General features: G+C 64.0%; 2 protein-coding genes (1 of these 2 cut by a window edge). Both read right to left on the bottom strand.

Translation table 11 applies throughout. The features are described from left to right. Positions 1 to 13252, bottom strand: partial view of a non-ribosomal peptide synthase/polyketide synthase gene (locus MA884_RS22155; protein WP_256232517.1) — the 5' portion only. Its footprint begins 1763 nt before the window's first position; only the first 13252 of its 15015 coding nucleotides appear in the window; the start codon lies at positions 13250 to 13252; the stop codon falls past the left edge of the window. Next, complete coding sequence (locus MA884_RS22150) at positions 13252 to 25965, bottom strand: non-ribosomal peptide synthase/polyketide synthase (RefSeq protein WP_256232516.1); 12714 nt, start codon at positions 25963 to 25965, stop codon at positions 13252 to 13254. The genes MA884_RS22155 and MA884_RS22150 overlap by 1 nt, the downstream gene beginning before the upstream one ends.

Genomic DNA, 25965 nt, shown 5'->3' with positions numbered 1-25965 from the left:
TCGCCGCCGGCACCGCATCACCGCCGAAGCAATAGACGCGCACCGCCGGCGGGTTGCCCTGCTGCTCGGCGTGTTCGGCCAACTGCTGCAGGTACACCGGCGGGAACGCCGCCACGGTCACGCAGTGTTCATGCAAGGCGTTGAAGGTCTGTTCGGCGGTCCAGAGGCTGTCATCACGGATCAGCAAGCGCCCGCCGTGGGTCAGGGTGGTCAGCCAACGCTCATGGGCGCCGTCGAAGGCGAAGGACATGAAGTGCAATTCGCAATCGGCCGCGCTCATTTCATAGCGTTGGCCGATGGCCTGGCAATGCATCGCCAGGGCGCCATGGGCCACGCCGACACCCTTGGGCAGGCCGGTGGAACCGGAGGTGTAGATCACGTAAGCGAGGTTATCGGGGTGCACCGTCACCTGGGGCACCGTGCCCGGTTGGGCGTCGAGGTCCAGACGGTCCAGCGCGATGACGTGCACATTGTCCTGTGTCGGCAACACGGTATTCAGGCTCGAATCGCTGAGCAGCAAGGCGATGTCCGAATCACGCATCAGGTAGCTCAACCGTTCACGCGGATAGGTCGCATCCAGCGGCACGTAGGCGCCACCGGCCTTGAGCACCGCCAGCAGCGCGACAATCATCTGCTCGCTGCGAGGCAGGGCGACGCCAACCCGCACATCCGGGCCGACGCCCTCGGCCATCAACGCATGGGCCAGGCGATTGGCCTGGGCATCGATCTGCCCGTAGCTGAACCGCCGGCCATCGAAGATAACCGCTGTCTGTTCGCTGCATTGTGCCGCCCATTGGCCGATGCGCTGGTGCACCGGCAACGTCGCTGGCAATTGCTCGCCTGGCACGGAGACCAGCGCCTGGCCGGTGACCAGGCCAATGCCGCCCAAGGGTCGCGCCGCGTCCTCGCACAGGGCCGCCAGCAAACCTTCCAGATTGGTGCGGATACCTTCCACCGTGGCCCGGTCGAAATGCTCGCGCAGGAACATGTATTCGATCACCAGCCCTTCTTCCAGGGTGACCATCAGGTCCATCGGGAAGTTGGTCAGGCCGGCGCTGCTGCTTTCGCCAAAGCTCAGCGAGTCGTCGCGCCATTCACGCAGCGCCTGGTCGATGGGATGGTTTTCGAACACGATGATGCTGTCGAACAGCGACTGTCCGGCACGACCGGCCCAGCGCTGGACATCGGTCAACGGCGTGTATTCGCGTTCGCGCATGTCCAGGTTGTAATCCTGCAAGTCCCGCAGCCATTGGCCAACCGGTTGCTCGCAGCGCACTTCCTGGATCACCGGCAAGGTGTTGATGAACAGGCCCAGAATCGACTCCGACGCCGGCAGACTGGCCGGTCGGCCCGCCACCGTGGCGCCAAACACCACGCAGCGCTGGCCACTGTAGCGACTGAGCAGCACCAGCCACGCGCCTTGCACCAAGGTGTTGAGGGTGACTTGCTGGGAGCGGGCGAAGGCTTTGAGCTGTTCGGTCCGGGCTTGACCCAGGCGACTGTACAGCGCCTCATGTCCGCTGCCCTGCCCCACTTTCCTCGGCACGCTATCGGCCAGGTAGGTCGGCTCGTCAAGGTCGGCCAGGTGCCGGCGCCAGAAACTTTCCCCGGCGGCGGTATCCTGCTGGGCAAGCCAGTTGATGTAGTGGCGGTACGGCACCGCCTCGGGCACATCGCGGCCCGAGTAGTGACTGAGCACTTCACCGATCAGTTGGGAACTGCTCCAGCCGTCGATCAGGATGTGGTGATAGGTCCAGATCAGTTGATGGCTGTCCTCACCGACGCGCACCAACACCAGACGCTGCAACGGTGGGCAATCCAGGTCGAAGCCCTTGGCCCGCTCGCGGTCGGCCAGTTGTTGCAGGGCATAGTCAGGAACGTCCTGGTCGCGCCAGTCCAGCAAGCTGATCGGCAACGCCGCATCGGCCAGCACGAATTGCAACGGCTCGGCCATGTCCTGCCAGAGAAAGCCCGTGCGCATGATGTCATGACGCCGGCTCACCGCTTCCCATGCGGCCTTGAAGCGCGCCGGGTCCAGGCCCTGGACCGGAATGCTCAACTGGTTGATGTACAGGTCTGCTTCCGGCGCATTCAAGCCCAGGAACAACATCCCCTGCTGCATCGGTGACAGTCGATACAGCCCGTCCAGTTGGCCTTGGGGCAGCGGCAGCTCGCGTACCTGCTCGTCCGTCAGCCCGTGCAACGGCATTTCCACCAGCGCGGCGGCGGGCGGCGTGGAGCCTTCACCCGCCAGCACCCGCTCCGCCAGTTGCCGGATGCTGGGTAACTGGAAGATGTCTTTCGGGCTCAGGTCGATGCCTTGTTCACGGGCACGACTGACCACCTGGATCGAAATGATCGAATCGGCGCCCAGGGCAAAGAAGTTGTCGGTGGTGGAAATCAGCTCCAGGCCCAGCACGGCCTGCCAGATATCCACCAGCGCATGCTCCGTGGCGTTGGCTGGCGCGACGTACTGCCCGACCGCCAGGTCCAGTGCCGGCAGGCGCTTGCGGTCAAGCTTACCGTTGGGGCTCAACGGCATCTGTTCAATCCACACGTGGTGGGACGGCACCATGTAGTCCGGCAGGCTTTCAGCCAGCCACGCGCCCAGTTGCTCGTTCAGCGAGTCGTTCGCGCCGGGCTCGGCCGGCACCAGGTAGGCCACCAGTTGCTGACTGCCCGCCACGTTCTGAGCCACAACCACCGCTTCACGCACGGCGGCATGCGCCATCAGGCGCGCCTCGATCTCACCCAACTCGATGCGCAGCCCGCGCAACTTGACTTGATGGTCGATACGGCCCACGTACTCGATCACACCATCGGCGCGATACCGCGCCAGGTCACCGGTGCGGTACAGGCGCTGCCCATCGCCGAACGGGCTAGCCACGAAACGCTCGGCGCTCAAGCCCGGACGACGATGGTAACCACGGGCCAGGCCCACGCCCCCCAGGTACAACTCGCCAGCCACACCAACGGGCAACGGGTTCAGGCCGCTGTCGAGGATGTAGGTGGACAGGTTGGCAATCGGCTGGCCGATGGGCACGCTGTCACGGCCTTCTTCACGACAGGTCCAATGGGTGACGTCGATAGCCGCTTCAGTCGGGCCGTACAAGTTGTACAACCCGGCGCCTGGCAGCTTGGCGAACACCTGCAACTGCGCCTCCACAGGTAGCGCCTCGCCGCTACACACGATGCGCGTCAGGCTGGTGCAGCAGTGGACATTGGCGTCCTGCAAAAATGCCTGGAGCATCGACGGCACAAAGTGCAGCGTGCTGACCTGCTCGCGGTTGATCAGTTCGATCAGCCGGGCCGGATCCCGATGGTCCCCCGGTGCCGCTACCACCAGGCGTGCGCCGACCATCAGCGGCCAGAAGAACTCCCATACCGAGACGTCGAAGCTGAACGGCGTCTTCTGCAAGACCGTGTCCGCTGGCGTCAGCTCATAGGCCTGTTGCATCCACAACAAACGGTTGGTCAAGGCCCGATGGGCGTTACCGGCGCCCTTGGGCTGGCCGGTGGAACCGGAGGTGTAGATCACATAGGCCAGGTTCGCCGGGCTGCAAGCCACCTGCGGGTCAACGCTCGGATACGCGGCAAACGCCGCGCCCGAAGGTTCCAGGCACAGGCGCGGCAGGTCTTCGGGCAGCGGCAGATCGCCCAGCAGACGCTCCTGGGTCAGCAGCAGGCCGATGCCACTGTCGGCAATCATGTAGCTGAGGCGTTCGCGAGGGTATTCCGGGTCCAGTGGCACGTAGGCGCCGCCGGCCTTGAGGATCGCCAGCAGACCGACCACCATTTCCAGGCTGCGCTCCACCGCGATGCCCACCAGCGTGTCCGGCCCGACCTGCCGCTCGATCAGGGCATGGGCCAGTTGATTGGCTCGGGCGTTGAGCTGGCCGTAGCTCAACGATTGCTCGCCGAACACCAATGCCGTGGCGTGGGGGGTGCGTTGGGCCTGGACTTCGATCAGGCTGTGCACGCCCTGTTCCAGGGCGAACGGCACGGCGGTGGCGTTCCACTGCTCGATCACTTGCGCTTGCGAGGCATCCAGCAACACCAGCTCGCCCAGGGTCGTATCGGCCGATTGCGTCATCTGTCCCAGCAGGTTGCCCAACAGGGTGCTCAATTGCTCGACCACGCCATCGGCAAACGCCTCGCGCCGATAACTGTATTGCAACGACAGCGTGTCACCGGCATTGACCACCACGGTCAACGGATAGTTGGTCTGCTCGTGATTATTGATGTGGCTGAAGCGCAGTTGCCCGGGGGCACCCTGCTCCAGCGCCTGGGACACCGGGTAGTTCTCGAACACCAGGATGTTATCGAACAGCGCTTCGCCGTTCTGGCCGGCCCAACGCTGGATATCGAACAGCGGCGTGTGTTCATGCTCGCGCAGCGCCAGGTTCTGCGCCTGGACACTTTGCAGCCACTGGCCGACGGTCTGCGCGGGGGTTGGGCTGGCGATCACCGGCAGCGTGTTGATAAACAGGCCGATCTGCTGTTCGACGCCGACAAGTTCGGTCGGGCGTCCAGCCACCGTGGCACCGAAGACCACCGTCTGCTGGCCGGTCAGGCGTTGCAGCAACAGCAGCCAGGCGGCCTGGATCAAAGTGTTGAGGGTGATTTTCTGCTGCCGGGCGAATTCACCCAGCAGGCGCGTCTGCCCTGCTTCGATCAATTGATAACGCTCGCCATGACCCTCCCGCGCCTGATCGCCGGCCGGTCGCTGGATGGCGTGGGCCAGTCGCGTCGGTTCTTGCAGGTTCGCCAGTTGTGTTGACCACCACGCCTGGCTGACCAGCGTATCCTGGCGCTGCAGCCAGTCGATGTAGTCGCGATAGCGCCCGGCCGTGGCCGGCACCGGCTGGTCAGCGTAGCGCTGGAGCACTTCGCCCAGCAGCTGCGAATTGCTCCAGCCGTCCATCAGGATGTGATGGTTGGTGTAGATCAGGTGGCAGCGCAGGTCGTCCAGTTGCACCACGGTCATGCGCAGCAGTGGCCCTTGGGTCAGGTCGAAGCCCCGGGCCTGTTCGGCCTGGGCCAGCGCGTCGAGGGCCGCACGGGTGTCACCGCGCTCACGCCAGTCGAGCACGGTGAACGGCATGTCGAGCTGTTTATGCACCACTTGCACCGCCCGCTCCAGCCCTTGCCAGACGAAGCCGGTGCGCAGGATATCGTGGCGGTCCACGGCGCCCTGCCAGGCACGCTGGAAGCGTTGCGGGTCCAGGCCTTCGACATCGAGGCGAACCTGGTTGATGTAGTCGCCGGCCGCCTGCTCATAAAGGCTGTGGAACAGTATGCCTTGCTGCATCGCTGACAACGGATAAACATCGATGATCTGCTGCGCCGGCATCGGCAAGCCGTCAATCTGCGCCTGGGTCAGGCCCGCCAGCGGGAAGTCCGACGGTGTCAGACCCAAGCTGTCGGGCTGGACACAATGAGCGATCAACGCAGCCAGCTCGTCAGCATATTCCCGGGCAAGGCGCTCGATGACCTGTGGGTGGAAGCGTTCGCAGCTGAAATTCCAGCCGACACTCAATTCGCCGCCATACACCTGGCCGTTGAGGGTCAGCCAATTGCCCATCGGCGCGTCGGCGCTCTGGTCGAGACCGGCGTTTTCGTGGGCCGGGGTGAACAGCGCCCCGTCGTCACCTTCGAAGCTGCCGTCGAACTGGCCCAAATAGTTGAAGGTGATTCGCGGGGTCGGCAGGCCAGCGAGGGTTTGCCGCACCTGCTCGTCACCGCAGTAGCGCAAGGCGCCAAAACCAATGCCCTTGTTCGGGATCGAGCGCAGCTGTTCCTTGATCCGCTTGATCGAATCGCCTGACCCGAGCAATGGCGTCAGCCGAACCGGGAATACACTCGTGAACCAGCCCACGGTGCGGGTCAGGTCGATGTCATCAAACAGCTCTTCGCGGCCATGGCCTTCCAGCTGGATCAGCACCGAAGGCTGCCCGGTCCAGCGCCCGATGACCCGCGCCAGGGCGGTCAGCAACAGGTCGTTGACCTGGGTCCGATAGGCACTCGGGGCCTCTTGCAGCAATTGTCGGGTCAGGGTCGCATCGAGCCGCGTCATGACCGTGGCTTGCAGATGATTCTGCTGGCCGGCGTCGATCCGCTCGCAGGGCAGATCGGTGCTGATGTCCTTCAGGCAGTCCTGCCAGTACGTCAGCTCCTGCTGCAATACCGGGCTCGCGGCGTAGCGCTGAAGGTGTTCGCTCCAGTCCTTGAAAGCGCTGGTCTTGGCCGGCAGTTTCAACGGCTGTCCGTCGAGTAACTGCTGATAAGCGTTCTGCAAGTCTTCCAGCAGAATGCGCCAGGACACGCCGTCCACTGCCAGGTGATGAATCACCAGCAACAGACGCTGGCTGCCGTCAGCCAGGTTCGCCAGCACCGCCCGCAGCAGCGGGCCGTTTTGCAAATCAAGACTGCGCTGCGCCCGGTTGCCCAGGGCTTCGAGTTCGGCGGTGTCGCTGAGATCGGCCTGCCACAAGCATTCGTGGGACAACCGCTCGACATCTCGATACTCGGCCACCCAGCCGGCGTCCCGGGCGGTGAAGCCCAGGCGCAGCACGTCGTGGTGAGTCACCAGCGCTCGCAGCACCTGCTCAAGTTTGTCCGCCTCGAGGGCCACGCGCGGCTTGAGCAGCACCGATTGGTTCCAGTGGTGACGCTCGGGAATGTCGTCCTCGAAGAACTGCTGCTGGATCGGCAACATCAATGCCTGGCCCTGCACCGGTTGCTGGTCCACCCGGGCCTGGTCATCCTCGAGCTGCGCCACCAGGGCCAGACGCTGGACGGTCTGGTGCTGGAACAGGTCCTTGGGGCTCAGGCGAATACCGGCCTGACGGGCGCGGCTGACCACCTGGATCGAGATGATGGAGTCGCCGCCCAGCTCGAAGAAGTTGTCGTCCAGCCCCACTTGCGGACGTTTCAACACCTCTTGCCAGATAGCCGCCAGGCGCTGTTCCAGCTCGCTTTGGGGGGGCTGATAGGTCTGTTGCACGGCGCTTGCGTCCGGCGCTGGCAAGGCGTTGCGGTTGAGCTTGCCGTTGGCAGTGAGTGGCAGGCGCTCCAGCAGCAACAGGTGCGCCGGCAGCATGTGGTCAGGCAAGGTGGCCTTGAGCTGGGCCCGCACGTCGTCGCGCCATTGGTTTTGCGACGCCGGGTCGCTGAGCAAATCGGCGTCAGTTGGCACCAGGTAGGCGACCAATTGCGGCCCGCTCAGGCCCGGCACCGCCAGCACAGCGGCTGCGCGGATTGACGCCTGTTCCAGCAGCCGGGCTTCGATTTCACCCAACTCGATGCGGAAGCCGCGGATCTTCACTTGATGGTCAATACGACCGACGTATTCGATGATGCCATCGGCCCGATACCGCGCCAGGTCGCCGGTGCGATAGAGCCGGCCACCCTCGCCGCCAAACGGGTCCGGGATAAAGCGCAGGCAGGTCAGGTCGGCACGGTTCAAATACCCCCGCGCAAGACCGGCACGGCCGATGTACAACTCGCCGATGCAACCGGCGGCCACCGGGTTCAGGCCGCCGTCGAGCAAGTACCACGACAGGTCGGCAATCGGTTCGCCAATAGGGCTGCTGACCTCGCCCTGCAAATCGGCCTCGGTCAGCGGACGGTAGGTCACGTGGACCGTGGTCTCGGTAATGCCATACATGTTGATCAACTGCGGCGTGCGCTCGTCGAAACGTTCGAACCATGGCCGCAGACTCTTGACCTCCAGCGCCTCGCCACCGAACACCACGTAGCGCAGCGACAGTTGTGGCGCGTCCGGGGGCGCCACGCAGGCCACTTGCATCAGCGGTTTGAAGGCGGATGGGGTCTGGTTCAGCACCGTGACTTTTTCACGGCAAAGCAAGGCATAAAAATCTTCCGGCGAGCGGCTGGTGTCATACGGCACCACCACCAATCGGCCGCCGTACAGCAGCGCCCCAAAAATTTCCCAGACCGAGAAGTCGAACGCAAAGGAATGGAACAGGCTCCAGACGTCGTCCGCACCAAAGCCGAACCAGCCTTCGGTGGCCTCGAACAGGCGCAGCACGTTGTGATGAGCGAGCAAGGTGCCCTTCGGCTGCCCGGTGGAACCGGAGGTGTAGATCACGTAGGCCAGGTTGTCCGCGCTCATCGCCACGGCCGGATTGGCATCGCTATAGCCGGCCCGGTCTTCATCAATCAACAGGCTTCGCACGGTGTCCGGCACCGGCAGGCGACCGAGCAGATAACGCTGGGTCAACAGCAGCCCGATGCCGCTGTCGGCGATCATGTAGGCCAGGCGATCTTCGGGATAGCTCGGATCCAGCGGCACATAGGCGCCACCGGCCTTGAGAATCGCCAGCAGCCCCACCAGCATCTCCAGGCTGCGCTCCATGCCCAGGCCCACACGTACGTCCGGCCCGACGCCGGCTTCGATCAACTGATGAGCCAGGCGGTTGGCCTGCTCGTTGAGCTGGCCGTAGCTCAGGTGTTGGTCCAGATAACTGACCGCCACCGCTTCGGGCGAATGCAACGCCTGGGCTTCGATCCGCTGATGCAGACACTGCTGACTCGGGAAGTTCGCCACCTGTGGGTTCCAGAGACAGAGCGTGGCTGCCTGTTCGGCGCTGTCCAGCAATGGCACCTGGCTGATGCGCTGCCCGCAATCGGTGATCAGGGCCTGTAGCAGGTTCGTCCAGTGCTGCCCCATACGCTCGATGGTGGCAGCGTCGAATAGATCGGTGGCGTAGGTCATTTCAGCCCAGACCTGATCCGCCGACTCAAAGGTATCCAGGGTCAGGTCGAATTTGGCTGTATCAGTGGCCCAGGTCAGGGCCTGCACATCGACATGCGCGAGTTGTGCCACGCCCTGCCCTTGACGCGGATGACGGGTCTGGTGGTTATGCATCACCTGGAACAGCGGGCTGTGGCTGAGACTGCGCTCCGGTTGCAGGGCGTCCACCAATTGTTCGAATGGCAGATCCTGATGGGCCTGGGCACCGAGCACAGTCTCGCGCACCTGTTGCAACAGGCTGCGCAGGTTTTGCTGGCTGTCGATGTCGGCCTTGAGCACCTGGGTGTTGACGAAGAAACCGATCAGCCCTTCGGTCTCGACCCGATTGCGGTTGGCCACCGGCACGCCGACACGAATGTCGGCCTGCCCGCTGTAGCGGTGCAGCAAGGCCTGGAACGACGCCAGCAACAGCACGAACAGGGTGACGTTTTCACGCTGGGCCAGTTGCTTGAGGCCGTCGGTCAAGGAGGCACTCAAGGGGATTTCATGGCGCGCGCCCCGATAGTTTTGTTCGGACGGACGTGCACGGTCGGTGGGCAGCTCCAGTAATGGTTGGTGGCCACCCAACTGCGCTGTCCAGTAATTCAATTGACGATCACGCTCGCCGGCCTCCATCCATTGCCGCTGCCAGGCGGCATAGTCAGCGTACTGCACCGGCAATGCCGGCCAGATGCGTGGCTGCCCGGCACTGAAGCCCGCGTACGCATCCATCAGCTCATCGATCATCACCTGCATCGACCAGCCATCGGAGACGATGTGGTGTTGGGTCAGCACCAGCACATGGTCATCGGCGGCCAGGCGTAACAGCCGGACCCGCATCAGCGGCCCCTGTTGCAGGTCGAACAGGCGTCGGGTTTGCTCGACGACCAAGGCCTTGAGCGCGTCCTCGTCGAGGTTCGCCGGCACGGCTTGTACGGCGATTTCCAGCGCAGCCGCCGGGTCGATGACCTGCCATGCCTGCCCGTCTTGCTGGACGATGCGCGTGCGCAAGGATTCGTGGCGCGCCACCAGCGCGTCGAAGCTGCGCTGCAACGCCGTCAGGTCCAGCGCGCCGCGCAGGCGCAACGCCGCTGGAATGTGGTACGCGCTGCTGGTCGGTTCCAACTGCCAGAGGAACCATTGGCGTTCCTGGGCGTAGGACAACGGCATCAATCGCTGGCGCGGCAACGCCACCAGCGGCGGCTCCTGATGGGCCTGCTCCACTCCCAGGGCCGCGACGAAATCCTCCAGCACACTGTGTTCGAACAGGGTGCGCAACGGTACCTGGACCTTTAACGCCTGGCGTACCCGGGTCACCACTTGGGTCACCAGCAGTGAATGGCCGCCCAGCTCGAAGAAATGATCGTTCAGGCCCACTTGTTCAAGCTTGAGCACGTCCTGCCAGATCCCCGCCACGATGTGTTGGGTGGCGGTGCGCGCAGCCACGTAGTCGCTTTGCGATTGGCTGGCCTCAGGCGCCGGCAACCCCTTGCGATCGACCTTGCCATTGGGCGTCAGCGGCAGTTGCGCCAGGAACACCAGGTGCGCCGGAACCATGTACTCGGGCAATTGCGCCTTGAGCGCGGCCTTGAGCGAAGCACGTAACGACGCCTCGTCCGCTACTTCACCGGTCGCGGGCACCACGTAACCCACCAGTTGCGCACCGGTAGGCGCTTCATGGGCCACCACCACGGTTTCCCGCACACTGTCCTGGGCCAGCAGCGCGGCTTCGATTTCACCCAGCTCGATGCGCAAGCCGCGAATCTTGACCTGATGGTCGATGCGTCCGATGTACTCGACCACGCCTTCGGCTCGATAGCGGCACAGGTCGCCGGTGCGGTACAGCCGCTCGCCGCTAGTGGAGAACGGGTCCGGCACAAACCGTTCGGCGGTCAGGGCCGGGCGTTGAAAGTAACCGCGGGCCAGGCCGTCGCCACCGATCAACAGTTCACCCGGCGCGCCCGCAGGGTTGAGCGTCAGGTCACTGCCAACGATATACAGGGCGGTGTTGTCCAGCGGCTTGCCCAGGAACGGACGGCTGTTTTCCAGACTCAACGGATGCACCGCCGACCAGATCGTGGTTTCGGTCGGGCCATAGAGATTCCAGACCTTCGGCGAAAGCGCCAGCAGTCGTTGCGCCAACTCCAGGGGCAACGCCTCGCCGCCGCAGAGGAACGTGCGACCGGCCAGCGACGCCGAGTGTTCATGATCCAGCAACATACGCCAGCTCGAAGGCGTGGCTTGCAACACCGTCACATCGTGTTGTTCGATCAGCGCCAGCACCGCTTGCGGATCCTGGTGCACGTTCTGGCCGGTCAGCACCACGCTGGCTCCGGCCGACAGCGGCCCGTAGATTTCCAGGCCAAAAATATCGAAGGAAAACGTCGTCAACGACAGCATGCGATCGCTGGCCGTGATGCCTGGCCGGGCGATCATGCTCGTGACGAAGTTGCTCAGCGCGCCATGGCGGACCATGACGCCCTTGGGTTTGCCGGTGGAACCGGAGGTGTAGATGACGTAGGCCAGGTGCTCGGCGCTCAGTGGCACCGTCGGGCACGTGGGCGGTGCGGCTTGCCAAGCGGCGTCCGGCTGGTCCAGCAACAGGGTACGCAGGCTCGCCGGGATCGGCAGTTCGGCCTGCAAGCGGGTTTGGGTCAGCAGCAACTCGATGCCGCTGTCCTGGATCATGTAGGCCAGACGATCCTCGGGGTATGCCGGGTCCAGCGGCACATAAGCGCCGCCGGCCTTGAGAATCGCCAGCAGGCCGACAATCATCTCGGCGCCGCGCTGCACCGCGATCCCCACTGGCTGGTCCGGCGTCACGCCCAGGCCAATCAAGCGGTGGGCGAGCTGGTTGGCGCGTGCCTCCAGTTGCCCGTAGCTCAAGGCCTGTCCATCAATGGTCAACGCCAGTGCATCAGGCGTTATCCGCGCCTGTTCGGCGATGCGCTGGTGCACGCACAGGGCGTCGCTGCCATGCTCGACCACGCGGTGCCAGTCTTGCTGCGTGAGGCGCTGCTGGGTGGTGTCGAGCAGCGGCAACTCACCGATGCGCTGCTGCGGCGCATCGACGATGCCTTGCAACAGGTTCTGCCAGTGGCGAGCCAGACGTTCGATGGTGTGGGGTTCGAACAGGTCGGTGGCGTAAGTCAGCTCCGCCGCGACACCCTGCCCGGTTTCATAAGTGCCCAGGGTCAGATCGAACTGGGCGGTGCGCCCTTCCCACACCAGGTCTTCGACGCTCAAGTGCGGCAGTTGCAGTTGCCGGTCCTGGGTGTCGCTGGCGGTCTGGTGGTTGAACATGACCTGGAAGATCGGACTGTGGCTGAGGCTGCGCTCAGGTTGCAGGGCCTCGATCAACTGCTCGAACGGCAAGTCCTGATGAGCCTGGGCCGCCATGGCCGACTGCTTGACCTGCGCGAGCAAACGGTCGAACGGCAGTTGTCCATCCACATGGGCGTTGAGCACCTGGGTGTTGACGAAAAAGCCGATCAGGCCCTCGGTCTCGACCCGATTGCGGTTAGCCACCGGCACGCCGACGCGGATCTGCGGCTGACCGCTGTAGCGATGCAGCAAGGCCTGGAACGAGGCCAGCAAGACCATGAACAGACTGGCGCCTTCGCGCTGGGCCAACTGTTTGAGCGCCGCGCCCAGTTCCGCCGGCAGGTTCAGGTCCAGGCGCGTACCGCGAAAGCTCTGTACGGGCGGGCGCGGATGATCGAGGGGCAACTCCAATACCGGTTGTTCGTCGCCCAGGGTCTGCACCCAGTAGGCTAATTGCCGCTCACGCTCACCGGCCTCGAGCCAGTGACGCTGCCAGATCGCATAGTCGGCGTATTGCACGCTCAGCGCTGGCAACGCCAACGGCTGACCGGCGGTGTCGGCCGCGTAGTGACGCACCAGTTCATCCACCAGCACCTGCATCGACCAGCCATCGGCAATGATGTGGTGCTGGATCAGCGCCAGCACGTGGTCGTCCTCGGCGATTTTCAACAGCGAAACCCGCAGCAACGGCCCCCGACGCAAATCGAACGGGCGTGCGGTTTCAGCCTCGACGAACGCCTTGATGTCGTCGTCCTGGCTGGCCGACGGACCGGCGGTCAAGGCCTGGACCGCGATGCCCAGGGGCATATGCCGGTGGATGACCTGCACGGTCTGTTCGCCGTTCTCGCTGAAGGTGGTGCGCAAGCTTTCGTGGCGCTCGAGCAGTGCGTTGAAACTGCGCTCCAGGGCCGGCACGTCCAGTTGCCCTTTGAGGCGCAGGGCACTGGGGATGTGGTAAGCCGAGCTGTGGGGATCCATTTGCCAGAGGAACCATTGACGTTCCTGGGCGTAGGAGAGCGGGATGTGTTCGAACCCGAGACGTACCTGGGGAATCGGCAGATTGGCCGGCGAGACGCCCTCTTCGAGCATCTTCTCCAGGTACAGCTTACGTTTGTCCAGCGGCAGAGTGATAAAGCGCTTGGCAATCGTCAAAGCAACACTCTTGTCCATCAGACTTCCTCCATTTCATCAAGCAGGGCTTGCAGCTTGTTGAGTTTCTGTTCATTGATTGGCGCGTCCCCGCTGTGCAGTTGCGCGACAAAATCCCTCAGGACGGGGTGCTGGAAAATCAGCTGTGGGGTCAGGGTCAACCCCAGTTCGAGTGCCATGCGCGAGACGGCATTGACCGCCAGCAGCGAATGACCGCCCAGCTCGAAAAAGTGATCGTTCAGGCCCACGCGCTGCACCGTGAGCACCTGTGCCCAGATCGCCGCGACCTGCTGCTCAAGCTCGCTGACCGGAGCGACATAACCGGCCTGCAACCAGCCAGCGTCCACAGCCGGCAGGGCCTTGCGGTCGAGCTTGCCGTTGGGGGTCAGCGGCAATTGATCGAGGAACAGCAGATGGGCCGGGATCATGTAGTCGGGCAGGTGGTCCTTGAGCCTGACCTTGAGTTCATCGCGCAGTGCACGTTGCTCCTCGGTGACCTCCAGGTTCAGGGACGGCGCAACCACGTAGGCCACCAGTTGCTGACCGCCCGACACGTCCTGGGCCAGCGCCGCCACTTCACGCACCTGGGGTTGTTGCAGCAGCCGTGCTTCGATTTCTCCCAACTCGATACGGAAACCGCGGATCTTCACCTGATGGTCGATGCGGCCCTGATATTCGAGTACGCCATTGGTGCGATAACGGCTCAAGTCACCCGTGCGATACAAGCGTTCGCCATTTGTGGAAAACGGATTGGGCACGTATTTCTCGGCGGTCATCGCGGCGCGGCCGAGGTAGCCACGGGTGATGCCCGCACCGCTCAGGTACAGCTCGGCCGAGACACCTTGGGGCACCGCTTGCAGGTCGGCATCCAGCAGGTAACTGGCGGTGTGCTTGAGCGGCCGGCCGATGTTCGCCGTGCCGCCGGCAGTGCGGCGGGTCCAGGTGGAATAGGTGGTGTCTTCCGAGGGGCCGTAAAGGTCGTAGACGTGTTGAATCCCATGAGGGAGTGCGCCTGTGGAAGCACAGTCTGAGGAAGCACAGCCTGTGAGTGCTAATTCTGTGGGAGCCAAGTCTGTGCAAGCCAAGTCTGTGAGAGCAAAGTCTGTGGAAGCTGAGCCTGTGCAAGCCAAGTCTGTGGGAGCAAAGTCTGTGGGAGCAAAGCTTGCTCGCGATGGCAGTGGGTCAGCTACACATGGGCCAGCCGATAGGACGCTATCGCGAGCAAGCTTTGCTCCCACAGGCTCTGTTCCCATAGGCTCTGCTTCTACTGGCTCTGTTCCTATTGGCTCTGCTTCTACTGGTTCTGCTCCTACTGGCTTTGCTTCCACAGGTTCGGCTTGCACAGGCTCTCTCCCACCGATGGGCTGTTGATACAGCGCATCCACCAGGCTTTGCTTCAGCGGTTCCCCGGCCAGGTTGATGATGCGCACGCTGGCCGGAATCTCACCGCTGCGCTGCAACGCGGCGATGGCCGACGGCACGCTGTTGATCAGCCGCACCTGGTCGCGGGCCGGCAGTTGCGGCAGCTCCAGGGCGTTGCGGGCGATGATCAGCGAACCGCCGTTGGCCAGGGTCACGAACAGCTCCCACACCGACAGGTCGAAGCACACCGAGGTCGAAGCGAGCACGCCCTGGATGTCGTCACGGCCGTAGACCGATCTGGACCAGTCGATCAGCGCCAGCACGTTGCGATGGGCAATCGCCACGCCCTTGGGTTGGCCGGTAGAACCGGAGGTGTAGATCACGTAGGCGAGGTTGTCGGGCGTCACGGCTGTGGGCGGCGCGCTCAATGGATAGTGCGCCAGGTCGAGCTGATCCAGCATCAGCACAGCGGTTTCGGTCGGCACGGTCAGCGTCGCCGCCACGGATTGTTCAGTCAGCAATACCCGCGCGCGGCTGTCGTCGAGCATGTAGGCCACGCGCTCGGCCGGGTAATCCGGGTCCAGCGGCACGTAGGCGCCGCCAGCCTTGAGCACCGCCAGCAAGGCAATCAACAACTGCTCGGAGCGCGGCATCGCCACGCCCACCCGTACTTCCGGGCCGACGCCCATTTCGATGAGCTTGTGAGCCAGGCGATTGGCGCGGCCATCGAGTTCGCTGTAGCTCAGTCGGGTGTTGGCGAAGGTCACCGCCAGGGCGTCCGGCGTGGCCTCAACTTGCCGAGCAATCATCTGGTGGATGCACAGGTTTTGTTCGAACGGCGCGTCCAGCGGATTCCAGTCGTGGGTCAGGCGCTGATGCTCATCAAACTCCAGCATCGACAGTTCACCCAGGCAGCGTTCGCCATGGGCAGTCATCTGGCCTAACAGTTGCGTCAGATGCGCCGCCAGTCGCGCCACGGTGGCGGGCTCAAAACTAGCCCGTTGGTAGCTCATGTGCACCGACAGCTGCCGATCAAGGCCCACCAACAGCGTCAATGGGTAGTTGGTCTGCTCCTGAGTGGCCACCGCGCCGAAGCGCAAACCGTCCGGCGCACCTTGCTCCAGGGCCTCGGAAATCGGGTAGTTTTCGAACACCAGCAAACTGTCGAACAGCGCTTCACCGCCCTGCCCGGCCCAACGCTGGATATCCAGCAACGCGGTGTGCTCGAACTCGCGCAGCGCCAGGTTTTGCCCTTGCACCGCTTGCAGCCAACTGTCCAGGGACTGCTCGGCCCGGGGGCTGGCGATCACCGGCAGGGTGTTGATGAACAGGCCGATCTGCTGCTCGATACCGGGCAAGTCCGCCGGGCGACCGGCCACCGTCGCACCGAAGGCCACGGTGTCTTTACCGGTGTAGCGCTGCAACAGCAGCAGCCACGCGGCTTGCACCAGCGTGTTGACGGTGACTTTCGAGGCGCGGGCGAAAGCTTCCAGGCGTCGGGTCAACGTCTCGTCCAGGACCTGCACGTGATCGCCATAGCCCGTGTCGGCCTCCCCGGACTTCGCAATGGCATCGGCCAGACGCGTCGGCGTCTCCAGGCGCAGCAGCGCAGGTTTCCAGAACGCTTCGCTGGCGGCACCATCCTGGCGTTGCAGCCAGGCGATGTAATCGCGGTAACGACTGCCGTGCACCGTGACGCTCTGGCCGCTGTAGCGCTGCAACACTTCCCCCAGCAACTGGGAATTGCTCCAGCCGTCCATCAGGATGTGGTGGTGGGTATAGATCAACTGGTAGCGCTGCTCATCGAGCCGCACGATCAGCAGTCGCAACAGGGCCGGCGCGCTCAGGTCCAGCTGCCGGCGCTCGGCTTCGGCCAGGGCCTGCAAGGTTTCATCGCGCTGCGCATCGTCCCGCAAATCATGTAAGCGGTAAGGCAAGTCCAATTGTTTGCTGACGATCTGCACCGGATCGGGCAGGTCACCCTGCCAGACAAACCGCGTGCGCAGGATGTCATGGGCGTCCACCGCCGCCTGCCAGGCTTGACGGAAACGTTGCGGCTCCAGGCCTTCAACATCCAGGCGCAATTGGTTGATGTAGTCGCCCGTGGCGTCGCCGTAGACGCTATGGAACAGCATCCCTTGTTGCATCGGCGACAACGGATACAGGTCGGCGATCTGCGCCGTCGCCACCGGCAATCCATCGAGTTGCTGCTGGTTCAGGTGGGCCAGGGGGAAGTCCGACGGCGTCACGCCGCCATGCTCGCCATGGCAGCAATGTTCGATCAAGCCTTGCAGCTCGCGGGCGTAATCGTCGGCCAGGGCCTGGACCGTGGTTTCGTTGAACTGCTCGCGGCTGAAGGTCCAGCCCAGGTTCAGTTCGCCGCCAAACACTTGGCCGTTAAGCGCCAGGACGTTGGACAGCGGCGCCTGGGCGTTCAATTCATCGCCGGCGCCTTCGCTGGCCGGTACGAACAAGGCACCTTGCGTTTCGCTGAAGCTGGCATCGAACTGCCCGAGGTAATTGAAGGTCAGCTGCGGTACCGGCAGCCGGGCCAGGAGCGCCTGCGTCGGGCTATCCGCCAGATGGGCCAAGGCACCAAAACCCAGGCCTTTGTTGGGGATCGAGCGCAACTGCTCCTTGATCTGCTTGAGGGAGCTCCCCAGGTCCGTCGACGGAGTCAGTCTGGCCGGGTACAGGCTGGTGAACCAACCGACGGTGCGGGTCAGGTCCACGTCATCGAACAACGCTTCGCGGCCATGGCCTTCGAGCTGGATCAACGCGCTGTCGCTGCCGGTCCAGCGCACCATGACCCGGGCCAACGCGGTGAGCAGCAGATCATTGACCTGGGTGCGATAGGCCTTGGGCGCGTCTTGCAGCAGTTGGCGGGTCAATGAAGCATCGAGCCGGGTACGTACCGTCAGCGCGAGGTGGTTCTGCTGGCCGCCTTGGGGATTGTCCAGCGGCAACTGCCCATCGACACCCTCCAGTTGGGCCTGCCAGTAGGCCAGTTCGTCCTGCAACGGCGCGCTACGGGCATAACCTTGCAAACGTTCGGCCCACACCTGTGCCGAGGTGGTTTTCGCTGGCAACTGCAGCATCCCGCCGTCGGCCAGTTGCCGGTAGGCGCTTTGCAGATCGTCGAACAGAATCCGCCACGACACGCCATCCACCACCAGGTGATGGATCACCAGCAACAGCCGCTGACTGCCATCGGCCAACGTCGCCAGCACCGCCCGCAGCAGCGGCCCGTCTTGCAGGTCCAGGCTGCGTTGCGCGCGGTTGGCAATGTTTTCCAGCGCCTGAGTGTCAGGCACGTCCACAGTCCAAAGCAGGTCTGCGCAGTGGCTGGCCGGGGACCGGTAAGCGGCCCGCGAGCCCTCGCTGCGTTCGCTGAAGCTCAAGCGCAGACCATCGTGATGCACCACCAGCGCGCTCAAGGCTTGCGCCAGTACACGGGCATCCAGAGCGTGCGCGGGCTTGAGCATCACCGCCTGGTTCCAGTGCTGACGCTCAGGGATCGCCTGCTCGAAGAACAGCCGTTGCACCGGTAGCAGGGTCAGCTCACCGCTCACCGGCCCTTGATCGATGACATGCGTGGTTTCACCCAGACGCGCCACCGCCGCCAACGCTTCGATGGTCTGGTGCTGGAACAAGTCTTTGGGGGTGAAATGAATACCGGCCTGACGAGCGCGACTGACCACCTGGATCGAGACGATGGAATCGCCCCCCAGTTCGAAGAAGTTATCCCGCAGGCCGACTTGCCCGAGCTTGAGCACGTCCTGCCAGATGGACACCAGTTGCTGCTCCAGGGTGCTGCGCGGTGCCACGTAGCTTTGCTGCAATTGACTGACGTCAGGCTTGGGCAGGTTCCTGCGGTCGAGCTTGCCGTTGGGGGTCAGCGGCAGGCGTTCGAGCAGCAGCAGATAGGCCGGGACCATGTGCGCCGGCAGGGTGGCCTTGAGTTGGTCGCGCAGGTGCTCGGTGAAATCGGCACGCGGGGTCATTGATTCATCGGCCACCACATAGGCCACCAGACGCTTGCCGCTGCCGGCACTGCCTTCCTGGGCGACCACCACCGCTTCACGCACGCCATCAAGGGCTTGCAGGCTGGCTTCGACTTCTCCCAGTTCGATGCGGAAACCTCGAATCTTCACCTGGTTGTCGATGCGGTCCAGGTAATCGAACGTGCCGTCGGCGCGCTGGCGCACCAGGTCGCCGGTGCGGTACAGCAAGCCACCGTCAGCACTGAACGGGTCGGCGATAAACCGCTCGGCCGTCAAACCTGGACGGTTGAGGTAACCCCGGGCCAGACCGCTGCCGCCCAGGTACAGCTCACCGGCCATGCCTTGAGGCAGCAGGTTCAGGTCGGCGTCCAGCACGTAGGCGCTACGGTCGCCGATGCGGCTGCCGATGGGCGCATACGCAGCCCCGCAGACCATGTCACGACCCGCTTTCCAGATCAGCGGCGTGACCACGGTTTCGGTCGGGCCGTAGCCGTTGATGATGAAGTCTGGATTCAGGGCGCGCTTGACCCGTTCGAAACTGGCGTTGGCCACCGCATCGCCGCCAAAGCAATAGATCCGCACCTTCGGCGGGTTGCCTTCGCGCTCGGCGTGTTCGGCCAGTTGTTGCAGGTACACCGGCGGGAACGCCACCACCGTCACAGCGTGCTCGCGCATGGCGTTGCAGGTTTGTTCCGGGGTCCACAGGCTGTCATCGCGAATCAGCAACGAAGCACCGTGGGTCAGGCTGGTGAGCCAGCGTTCATGGGCGCCGTCGAAGGCGAAGGACATGAAATGGAATTCGCAATCGCCGCTGTGCATTTCATAGCGTTCGCCGATGGCCTGGCAGTGCATCGCCAGCGGACCATGGGCCACACTCACACCCTTGGGATGACCGGTGGAACCGGAGGTGTAGATCACGTAGGCGAGGTTCTGCGGGTCGATCTGGACGGACGGTGCGCTCAGCGGTTGCAGACTCAGGTCCAGGCGATCGAGTTCCAGCACCTGGGCGGCGCCTTCCAACGGCAACTGCGCTGACACCCTGGAGTCGGTGAGCAACAACGCCAGCCCTGAATCCTCGATCAGGTACGCCAGGCGTTCACGGGGATAGCCGGTGTCCAGCGGCACATAAGCTCCGCCGGCCTTGAGCACCGCCAGCAACGCGACAATCACCCCTTCGCTGCGCGGCAAGGCCACGCCGACCCGGGTTTCCGGGCCCACACCATGGGCCATCAGTGCGTGGGCCAATTGGTTCGCTCGCCGCTCGATGTCGCCATAGCTGAAACGCTGACCGTCAAAGATCACCGCCGTGCTGTGCGGGTTTAGCGCCGCCAGATGGGCGATGCGCTGGTGTACGGCAATGTCGGTCGGGTATGGCTGCGGGTGGTTGGCCGCCTGTTGCCGGGCCTGCTCCTCGGCGCCGGCCAAGGCGATTTCCCCCAGGTTGCGCAGCGCCGATTCGGCGAAGCGTTCCAGCAGTTGCAACAGATGCTCGCTGATGCCGGCGATGGTCGCCGCGCTGAAATGCGCCCGGTCAAAGCTGTAGTGCAGCGCCAGACTCTGGCCCATGGTCACCGCAACGCTCAACGGGTAATGGGTTTGCTCCTGGTGAGTGACCTCACCGAACACCACGCCATGCCCGGCCCCTTCTTGCAGGGCCTGGGCGACGGGATAGTTCTCAAACACCAGGATGTTGTCGAACAGTGCTTCGCCGCCCTGCCCGGCCCAGCGCTGGATGTCAGCCAGCGGCGTGTGCTCGAAATCGCGCAGGCTCAGGTTCTGCGCCTGCACCGCTTGCAGCCAGGCAGCGACCGATTGATCCGGGCGCGGCGCGGCGATTACCGGCAAGGTGTTGATGAACAGGCCGACCTGTTGCTCGATGCCCGGCAAGTCCGCCGGACGCCCGGCCACGGTGGCGCCAAAGGCGACGCAGTCGTGCCCGGTATAGCGTTGCAACAACAACAGCCACGCCGCTTGCACCAGGGTGTTGAGGGTGACTTTCTGCTGGCGGGCAAACTGTTCCAGGACCTGGGTGCGCGGGACGTCCAGGGTCTGGAAGTGATCGCCATGACCGCTGTGGATTTCGCTGGCGGAGATCACGCGCGCCAAGCGGGTCGGCTCCTGCAAAGTCGCCAGTTGAGCGTTCCAGAACGCCTCGCTCAATTGCCCGTCCTGCCGTTGCAGCCAGGCGATGTAATCGCGATAACGCCCGACGGCGCTGGCCGACGTGCGGCCGCTGTAGCGTTGCATCACCTCACCGAGCAGCTGCGAATTGCTCCAGCCGTCCATCAAGATGTGGTGATAGGTGTAGATCAAATGCCATTGCCCGGCGCCGGTCTGCACCAGCACCAGGCGCAACAGCGGCGCCTGGCTCAGATCGAAACCTTGTGCGCGCTCGGTGTCGGCCAGCGCGGCAAGGGCCTGCGACGGGTCACTACGCTCGCGCCAGTCCAGCACCGTGAACGGCAATTGCACCTTCTTGTGGACGAGCTGCAGCGGCTGCTGCAATTCTCCCTGCCAGACGAAGCCGCTGCGCAAGATGTCCTGCGCATCGACGGTGGCCTGCCAAGCCGCGCGGAAACGCTCGACGTCTAGGCCTTGCACGTCCACCCGCAACTGGTTGACGTACTCGCCGTCGGCCTGCTCGTAGAGGGTGTGGAACAACAGTCCCTGTTGCATCGGCGACAGTGGATAGAGATCGTCGAGCTGGCCGGCCGGCACCGGCAGCCCGTCGAGTTGCGCCTGAGTGACAGGCGCCATCGGGAAATCCGACGGCGTGGCTTGCGGCGTGACCAGGTTAGCGCAATGTTCGATCAGCGCCTTGAGCTCAATGGCGTATCGATCGACCAATTGCTGCACGGTCGCGCGGTCGAACATCTCACGGCTGAAACCCCAGCTCATCGCCAGTTCGCCGCCATAGACCTGACCTTCCACGGTCAGCCAGTTGGCCAGGGGTGCCGTCGGGTCCTGGGCGACGCCACTGCCTTCGCTGGAGGGCACGAACAACGCCGCCTCATCGAACTGCCGGTCGAACTGGCCGAGATAGTTGAACGTGATGCGCGGTGGCGCCAGGTCCGCCAGTTCGGCGCGCACCGAAGGTGCCGCCAAATGACGCAGCACGCCATAACCCAAACCTTTGTCCGGGACACCGCGCAGTTGCTCCTTGATCGCCTTGATCGAACCGTCGAGATCGTCGGTGGCCGTCAGCTTCACCGCGAACAGGCTGGTGAACCAACCCACCGTCCGGGTCAGGTCGACGTCATCGAACAGCGCTTCACGGCCATGACCTTCCAGTTCGATCAGCGTGCCCGGCTGCCCGCTCCAGCGACTGAGGGTGCGGGCCAGCGCGGTCAGCAGCAGATCGTTGACCTGGGTGCGATACGCCGCAGGCGCCCGTTGCAGCAATTGTCGGGTCAGTTCGGCATCCAGACGCCATTCGATCTTCGCGCCGTGGACATTTTCCAGGCTGCCCTGGGGCCGCTCGCACGGCAGGTCCAGCGCGCCCTGGTGCTGGGCTTTCCAGTAGGCCAATTGATCGTCAAAGCGCGACGCTTCGGCGTGCAGGCGCGCGGTCCAGCTCTGGAACGCACTGGTCTTGGCCGGCAAGGTCACGCCGCCACCCGCCGCCAGTTGTTCGTAAGCCCGCTGCAAATCCTCCAGCAACACCCGCCACGACACACCGTCTACCACCAGGTGGTGGATAACCAGCGCCAGCCGCTGGCTGCCGTCGGTCAGATTCACCAGCATGGCACGCAACAGCGGCCCCTCTTGCAGGGAGAGACTGCGCTGCGCCTCGTCGCACAGCGCCTTCAATTGCTCGGCGGATTGGGCAGCGCGCAGCCACAGACCAGCGCTTTGCTGCAACGGTCCGTGGCTCTGCTGCCAGCCGTCCGCACCTGGCACAAAGCGCAGGCGCAAGGCATCGTGATGATTGATCACGCAGGTCAGCGCCGCGTCGAGCCATTGCTCATTCAATGGCTCGCGAGCGGTCAGCAACAGCGACTGGTTCCAGTGCTCACGGGCGTTCATCGGTCGCGAGAAAAACTGCTGCTGGATCGGTCCAAGGAGGGCATCGCCGGTGAGGGGTCCCTGATCCACCGCACTGTGATGGTCAAGGCTGGCAACCAAGGCCAGGCTGCGCACGGTCTGGTACTGGAACAGATCACGCGGATTGATGCCGATACCGACCTGTCGCGCACGGCTCACCACTTGAATGGAGATGATCGAATCACCGCCCAGCTCGAAGAAATTGTCTTCGAGGCCGACCCGCTCCAGCCCGAGGACGTCCTGCCAGATTTCAGCCAGCGCGATCTGCAGCGCATCCTGCGGCGCGACGAATGCTTGCTGCGGCGCGGCGTCCGGTTGCGGCAGGGCCTTGCGGTCCAGTTTGCCGTTGGCGGTGACCGGTAATCTGGCCAATGGCATCAGGTAGGTCGGCACCATGTATTCCGGCAGACTGCCCAGCAGCCAGGCTTTGACGTCCTGCTGCCACTGCTCGTGCGGATGGGTGTTCTCCAGCACCAGATAACCCACCAGATGCTTGCCGTCCTGCACCAACACCACCGCCTCGCGCACCAGCGGGTGCTGCATCAGGCGGGTTTCGATTTCACCCAGTTCGATGCGCAGGCCGCGCAGCTTGACCTGATGGTCGAGGCGGCCAAGGTATTCGATCACCCCGTCGGCACGCTGGCGCACCCGGTCGCCGGTGCGGTACAGGCGCGCGCCGCCATGGAAGGGGCACGGCACAAAACGCTCGGCGGTCAGCGCCGGGCGCTGGTGATAACTGCGCGCCAGCCCCGCCCCGCCCAGGTACAACTCGCCAGACACGCCGTACGGCACCGGCGCCAATTGGGCGTCGAGCACGTGGGTGCGCAGGTTGGCGATCGGCCGACCGATCGGTATGCAATCGGCACCTTCGTCGACGCATGTCCAGTGGGTCACGTCGATGGCCGCTTCGGTCGGCCCGTACAGGTTGTAGAGGCTGGCGTTCGGCAGTTTGGCAAAGACCTGTTTCTGCGCGTCCAGCGGCAAGGCTTCGCCGCTGCAGACGATGCGCCTTAACCCTTCACAGGTTCCCACGCCCGGCTCATGGATAAACGCCTGCAGCATCGACGGCACGAAATGCAGCGTGCTGATGCCGTAACGGTTGATGATATCGATCAGTTGCAGCGGGTCGCGGTGCGCGCCCGGCGCGGCCACCACCAGACACGCACCGGCCATCAGCGGCCAAAAGAACTCCCACACCGACACGTCGAAGCTGAACGGGGTTTTTTGCAACACCGCATCGCTGTCATCCAGGCCGTAAGCCTGCTGCATCCAGCACAAGCGGTTGACCAGTGCCGCATGACTGTTGCCCGCGCCCTTGGGTCTGCCAGTGGAGCCGGAGGTGTAGATCACATAGGCCAGACTCAACGGATCAACCGTCACCTCGGGGCGATGCTCGCTGTAGCCGTCGAGCCAGCCTGCCGGCTGATCGAGCAAAATCACGCTGACACCAGCGGTTGGCAGCCCCGCCGCCAGCGAGCGCTGGGTCAGCAGCAAGGCGATGCCGCTGTCTTCGATCATGTAGGCCAGACGATCCTGCGGGTACTCCGGGTCCAGCGGCACATAGGCGCCGCCGGCCTTGTGAATCGCCAGCAGGCCGACCACCATTTCCACCGAACGCTCGACGCAGATCCCCACCAGACTGTCCGGCCGCACACCGCGCTCACGCAACAGATGGGCCAGGCGGTTGGCGCGGGCATCGAGTTGGGCGTAGCTCAGGCTTTGTTCGCCAAACAACAACGCCGGAGCATCCGGGGTGCGCGCCACTTGGGCTTCAATCAGTTGATGCATGCAGCGATCGGTCGGATAGCGTTGGGCCGTGGCATTGCCACCGTGCACCAGGGTGTTGTGCTCGTCGGCGTCGAGCAGCGGCAATTCGCCGATGCGTTGCGACGGATCGGCGACCATCGCCGCCAGCAAACGCAACCAATGCCGGGCCATGCGCGCGATGGTTGGCGTTTCGAACAGGTCGTTGGCGTACGTCAGCGCGGCGTGCAGCTTGCCGGCCTTTTCGTAGGTGTCCAGGGTCAGGTCGAACTGGGTGGTGCGACCCTGCCAGTCGAGCATGCCGAGTTCCAGCCCGGACGCGGTGCTGACCGTGGTGAGGTCGGCTACGTGTGGCTGATGGTTGTACATCACTTGGAACAGCGGCGTATGGCTGAGGCTGCGTTCCAGCTTCAAGGCTTCGACCAGACGCTCGAATGGCAGGTCCTGATGGGCCTGGGCACCGAGCGCGGTCTCTTTGACTGCGCGCAGCAAATCGGCAACCCGCGTCTGCCCATCCAGTTCGGTGCGCAGCACCTGGGTGTTGACGAAGAAGCCGATCAGGCCTTCGATTTCATCGCGATTGCGGTTGGCGATCGGCACACCGACGCGGATATCGGACTGGCCGCTGTAGCGATGCAACAACACGTTGAACGCGCCGAGCAACAGCATGAACAGCGTGATGCCATGCTGCTGGGCGGTGCTGCGCAGTTGCTCCGCCAAAGCGGCATCGATGGCAAATTCATGACGGCTGCCGCGATAGCTCGGCATCGCCGGGCGCGAGTGATCGGTCGGCAGTTCGAGCACCGGATGCTCGCTGCCCAGTAGCGCCTGCCAATACTCGAGTTGCCGCGCCTGCTCGCCCGCTTCGAGCCAGCGGCGCTGCCACAGGGCGTAGTCGCTGTACTGGATCGGCAGCGGCGCGAGTTGCGGCGACTGCCCCGCTTCATGGGCGTCGTAGCAGCGAATGAACTCGTCGATCAGCACGTTCATCGACCAGCCGTCGGAGACGATGTGGTGCAAGGTCAGCAACAGCACGTGTTCCTGCTCGTCGAGCTTGAGCAGCTTGACCCGCAGCAGCGGCCCGACCGCCAGATCGAACGGCAGCAGAGACTGTTGCTGCGCCGCCTCGGCCACCGCCCGTTCGCGCTCGGCGACCGGCAAGGCACTGAAATCCTGTTGCTCGATCAGCAGCGGCGCGCAGGTCGGCACTTGCAACAGGCTATCGTCCGCCTGACGCTGGAACACCGTACGCAGGGTTTCGTGACGCGCGACGAGGCTGGCGAAGGCCTGCTCCAGCGCCGGCAGACTCAGCGCGCCCTTGAGCCGCACCGCCCCCGGCAGGTTGTAGGCCGCGCTGCCGGGCTCCAGTTGCCAGAGAAACCACATGCGCTGCTGGGCGTAGGACAAGGCCTGGCGATCTTCGGCTTCGACGCCCTGGGGGATGGGGAAACCGCTGAACTCGACGCCCTCCTTGTCCAGCGCCGCCAGGAACATCCGGCGCTTGTCCAGGGGCAACCCGATAAACCGGCGAGCAAGTTTCAAGGCGTCTTCAGCATTCAT

This window comes from Pseudomonas sp. Q11 (genome assembly GCF_024494355.1).
Classification (GTDB): Bacteria; Pseudomonadota; Gammaproteobacteria; order Pseudomonadales; family Pseudomonadaceae; genus Aquipseudomonas; species Aquipseudomonas hefeiensis.
The sequence above is the reverse complement of the archived record's forward strand: the minus strand, read 5'-3'. Positions and strand labels throughout refer to the sequence as shown.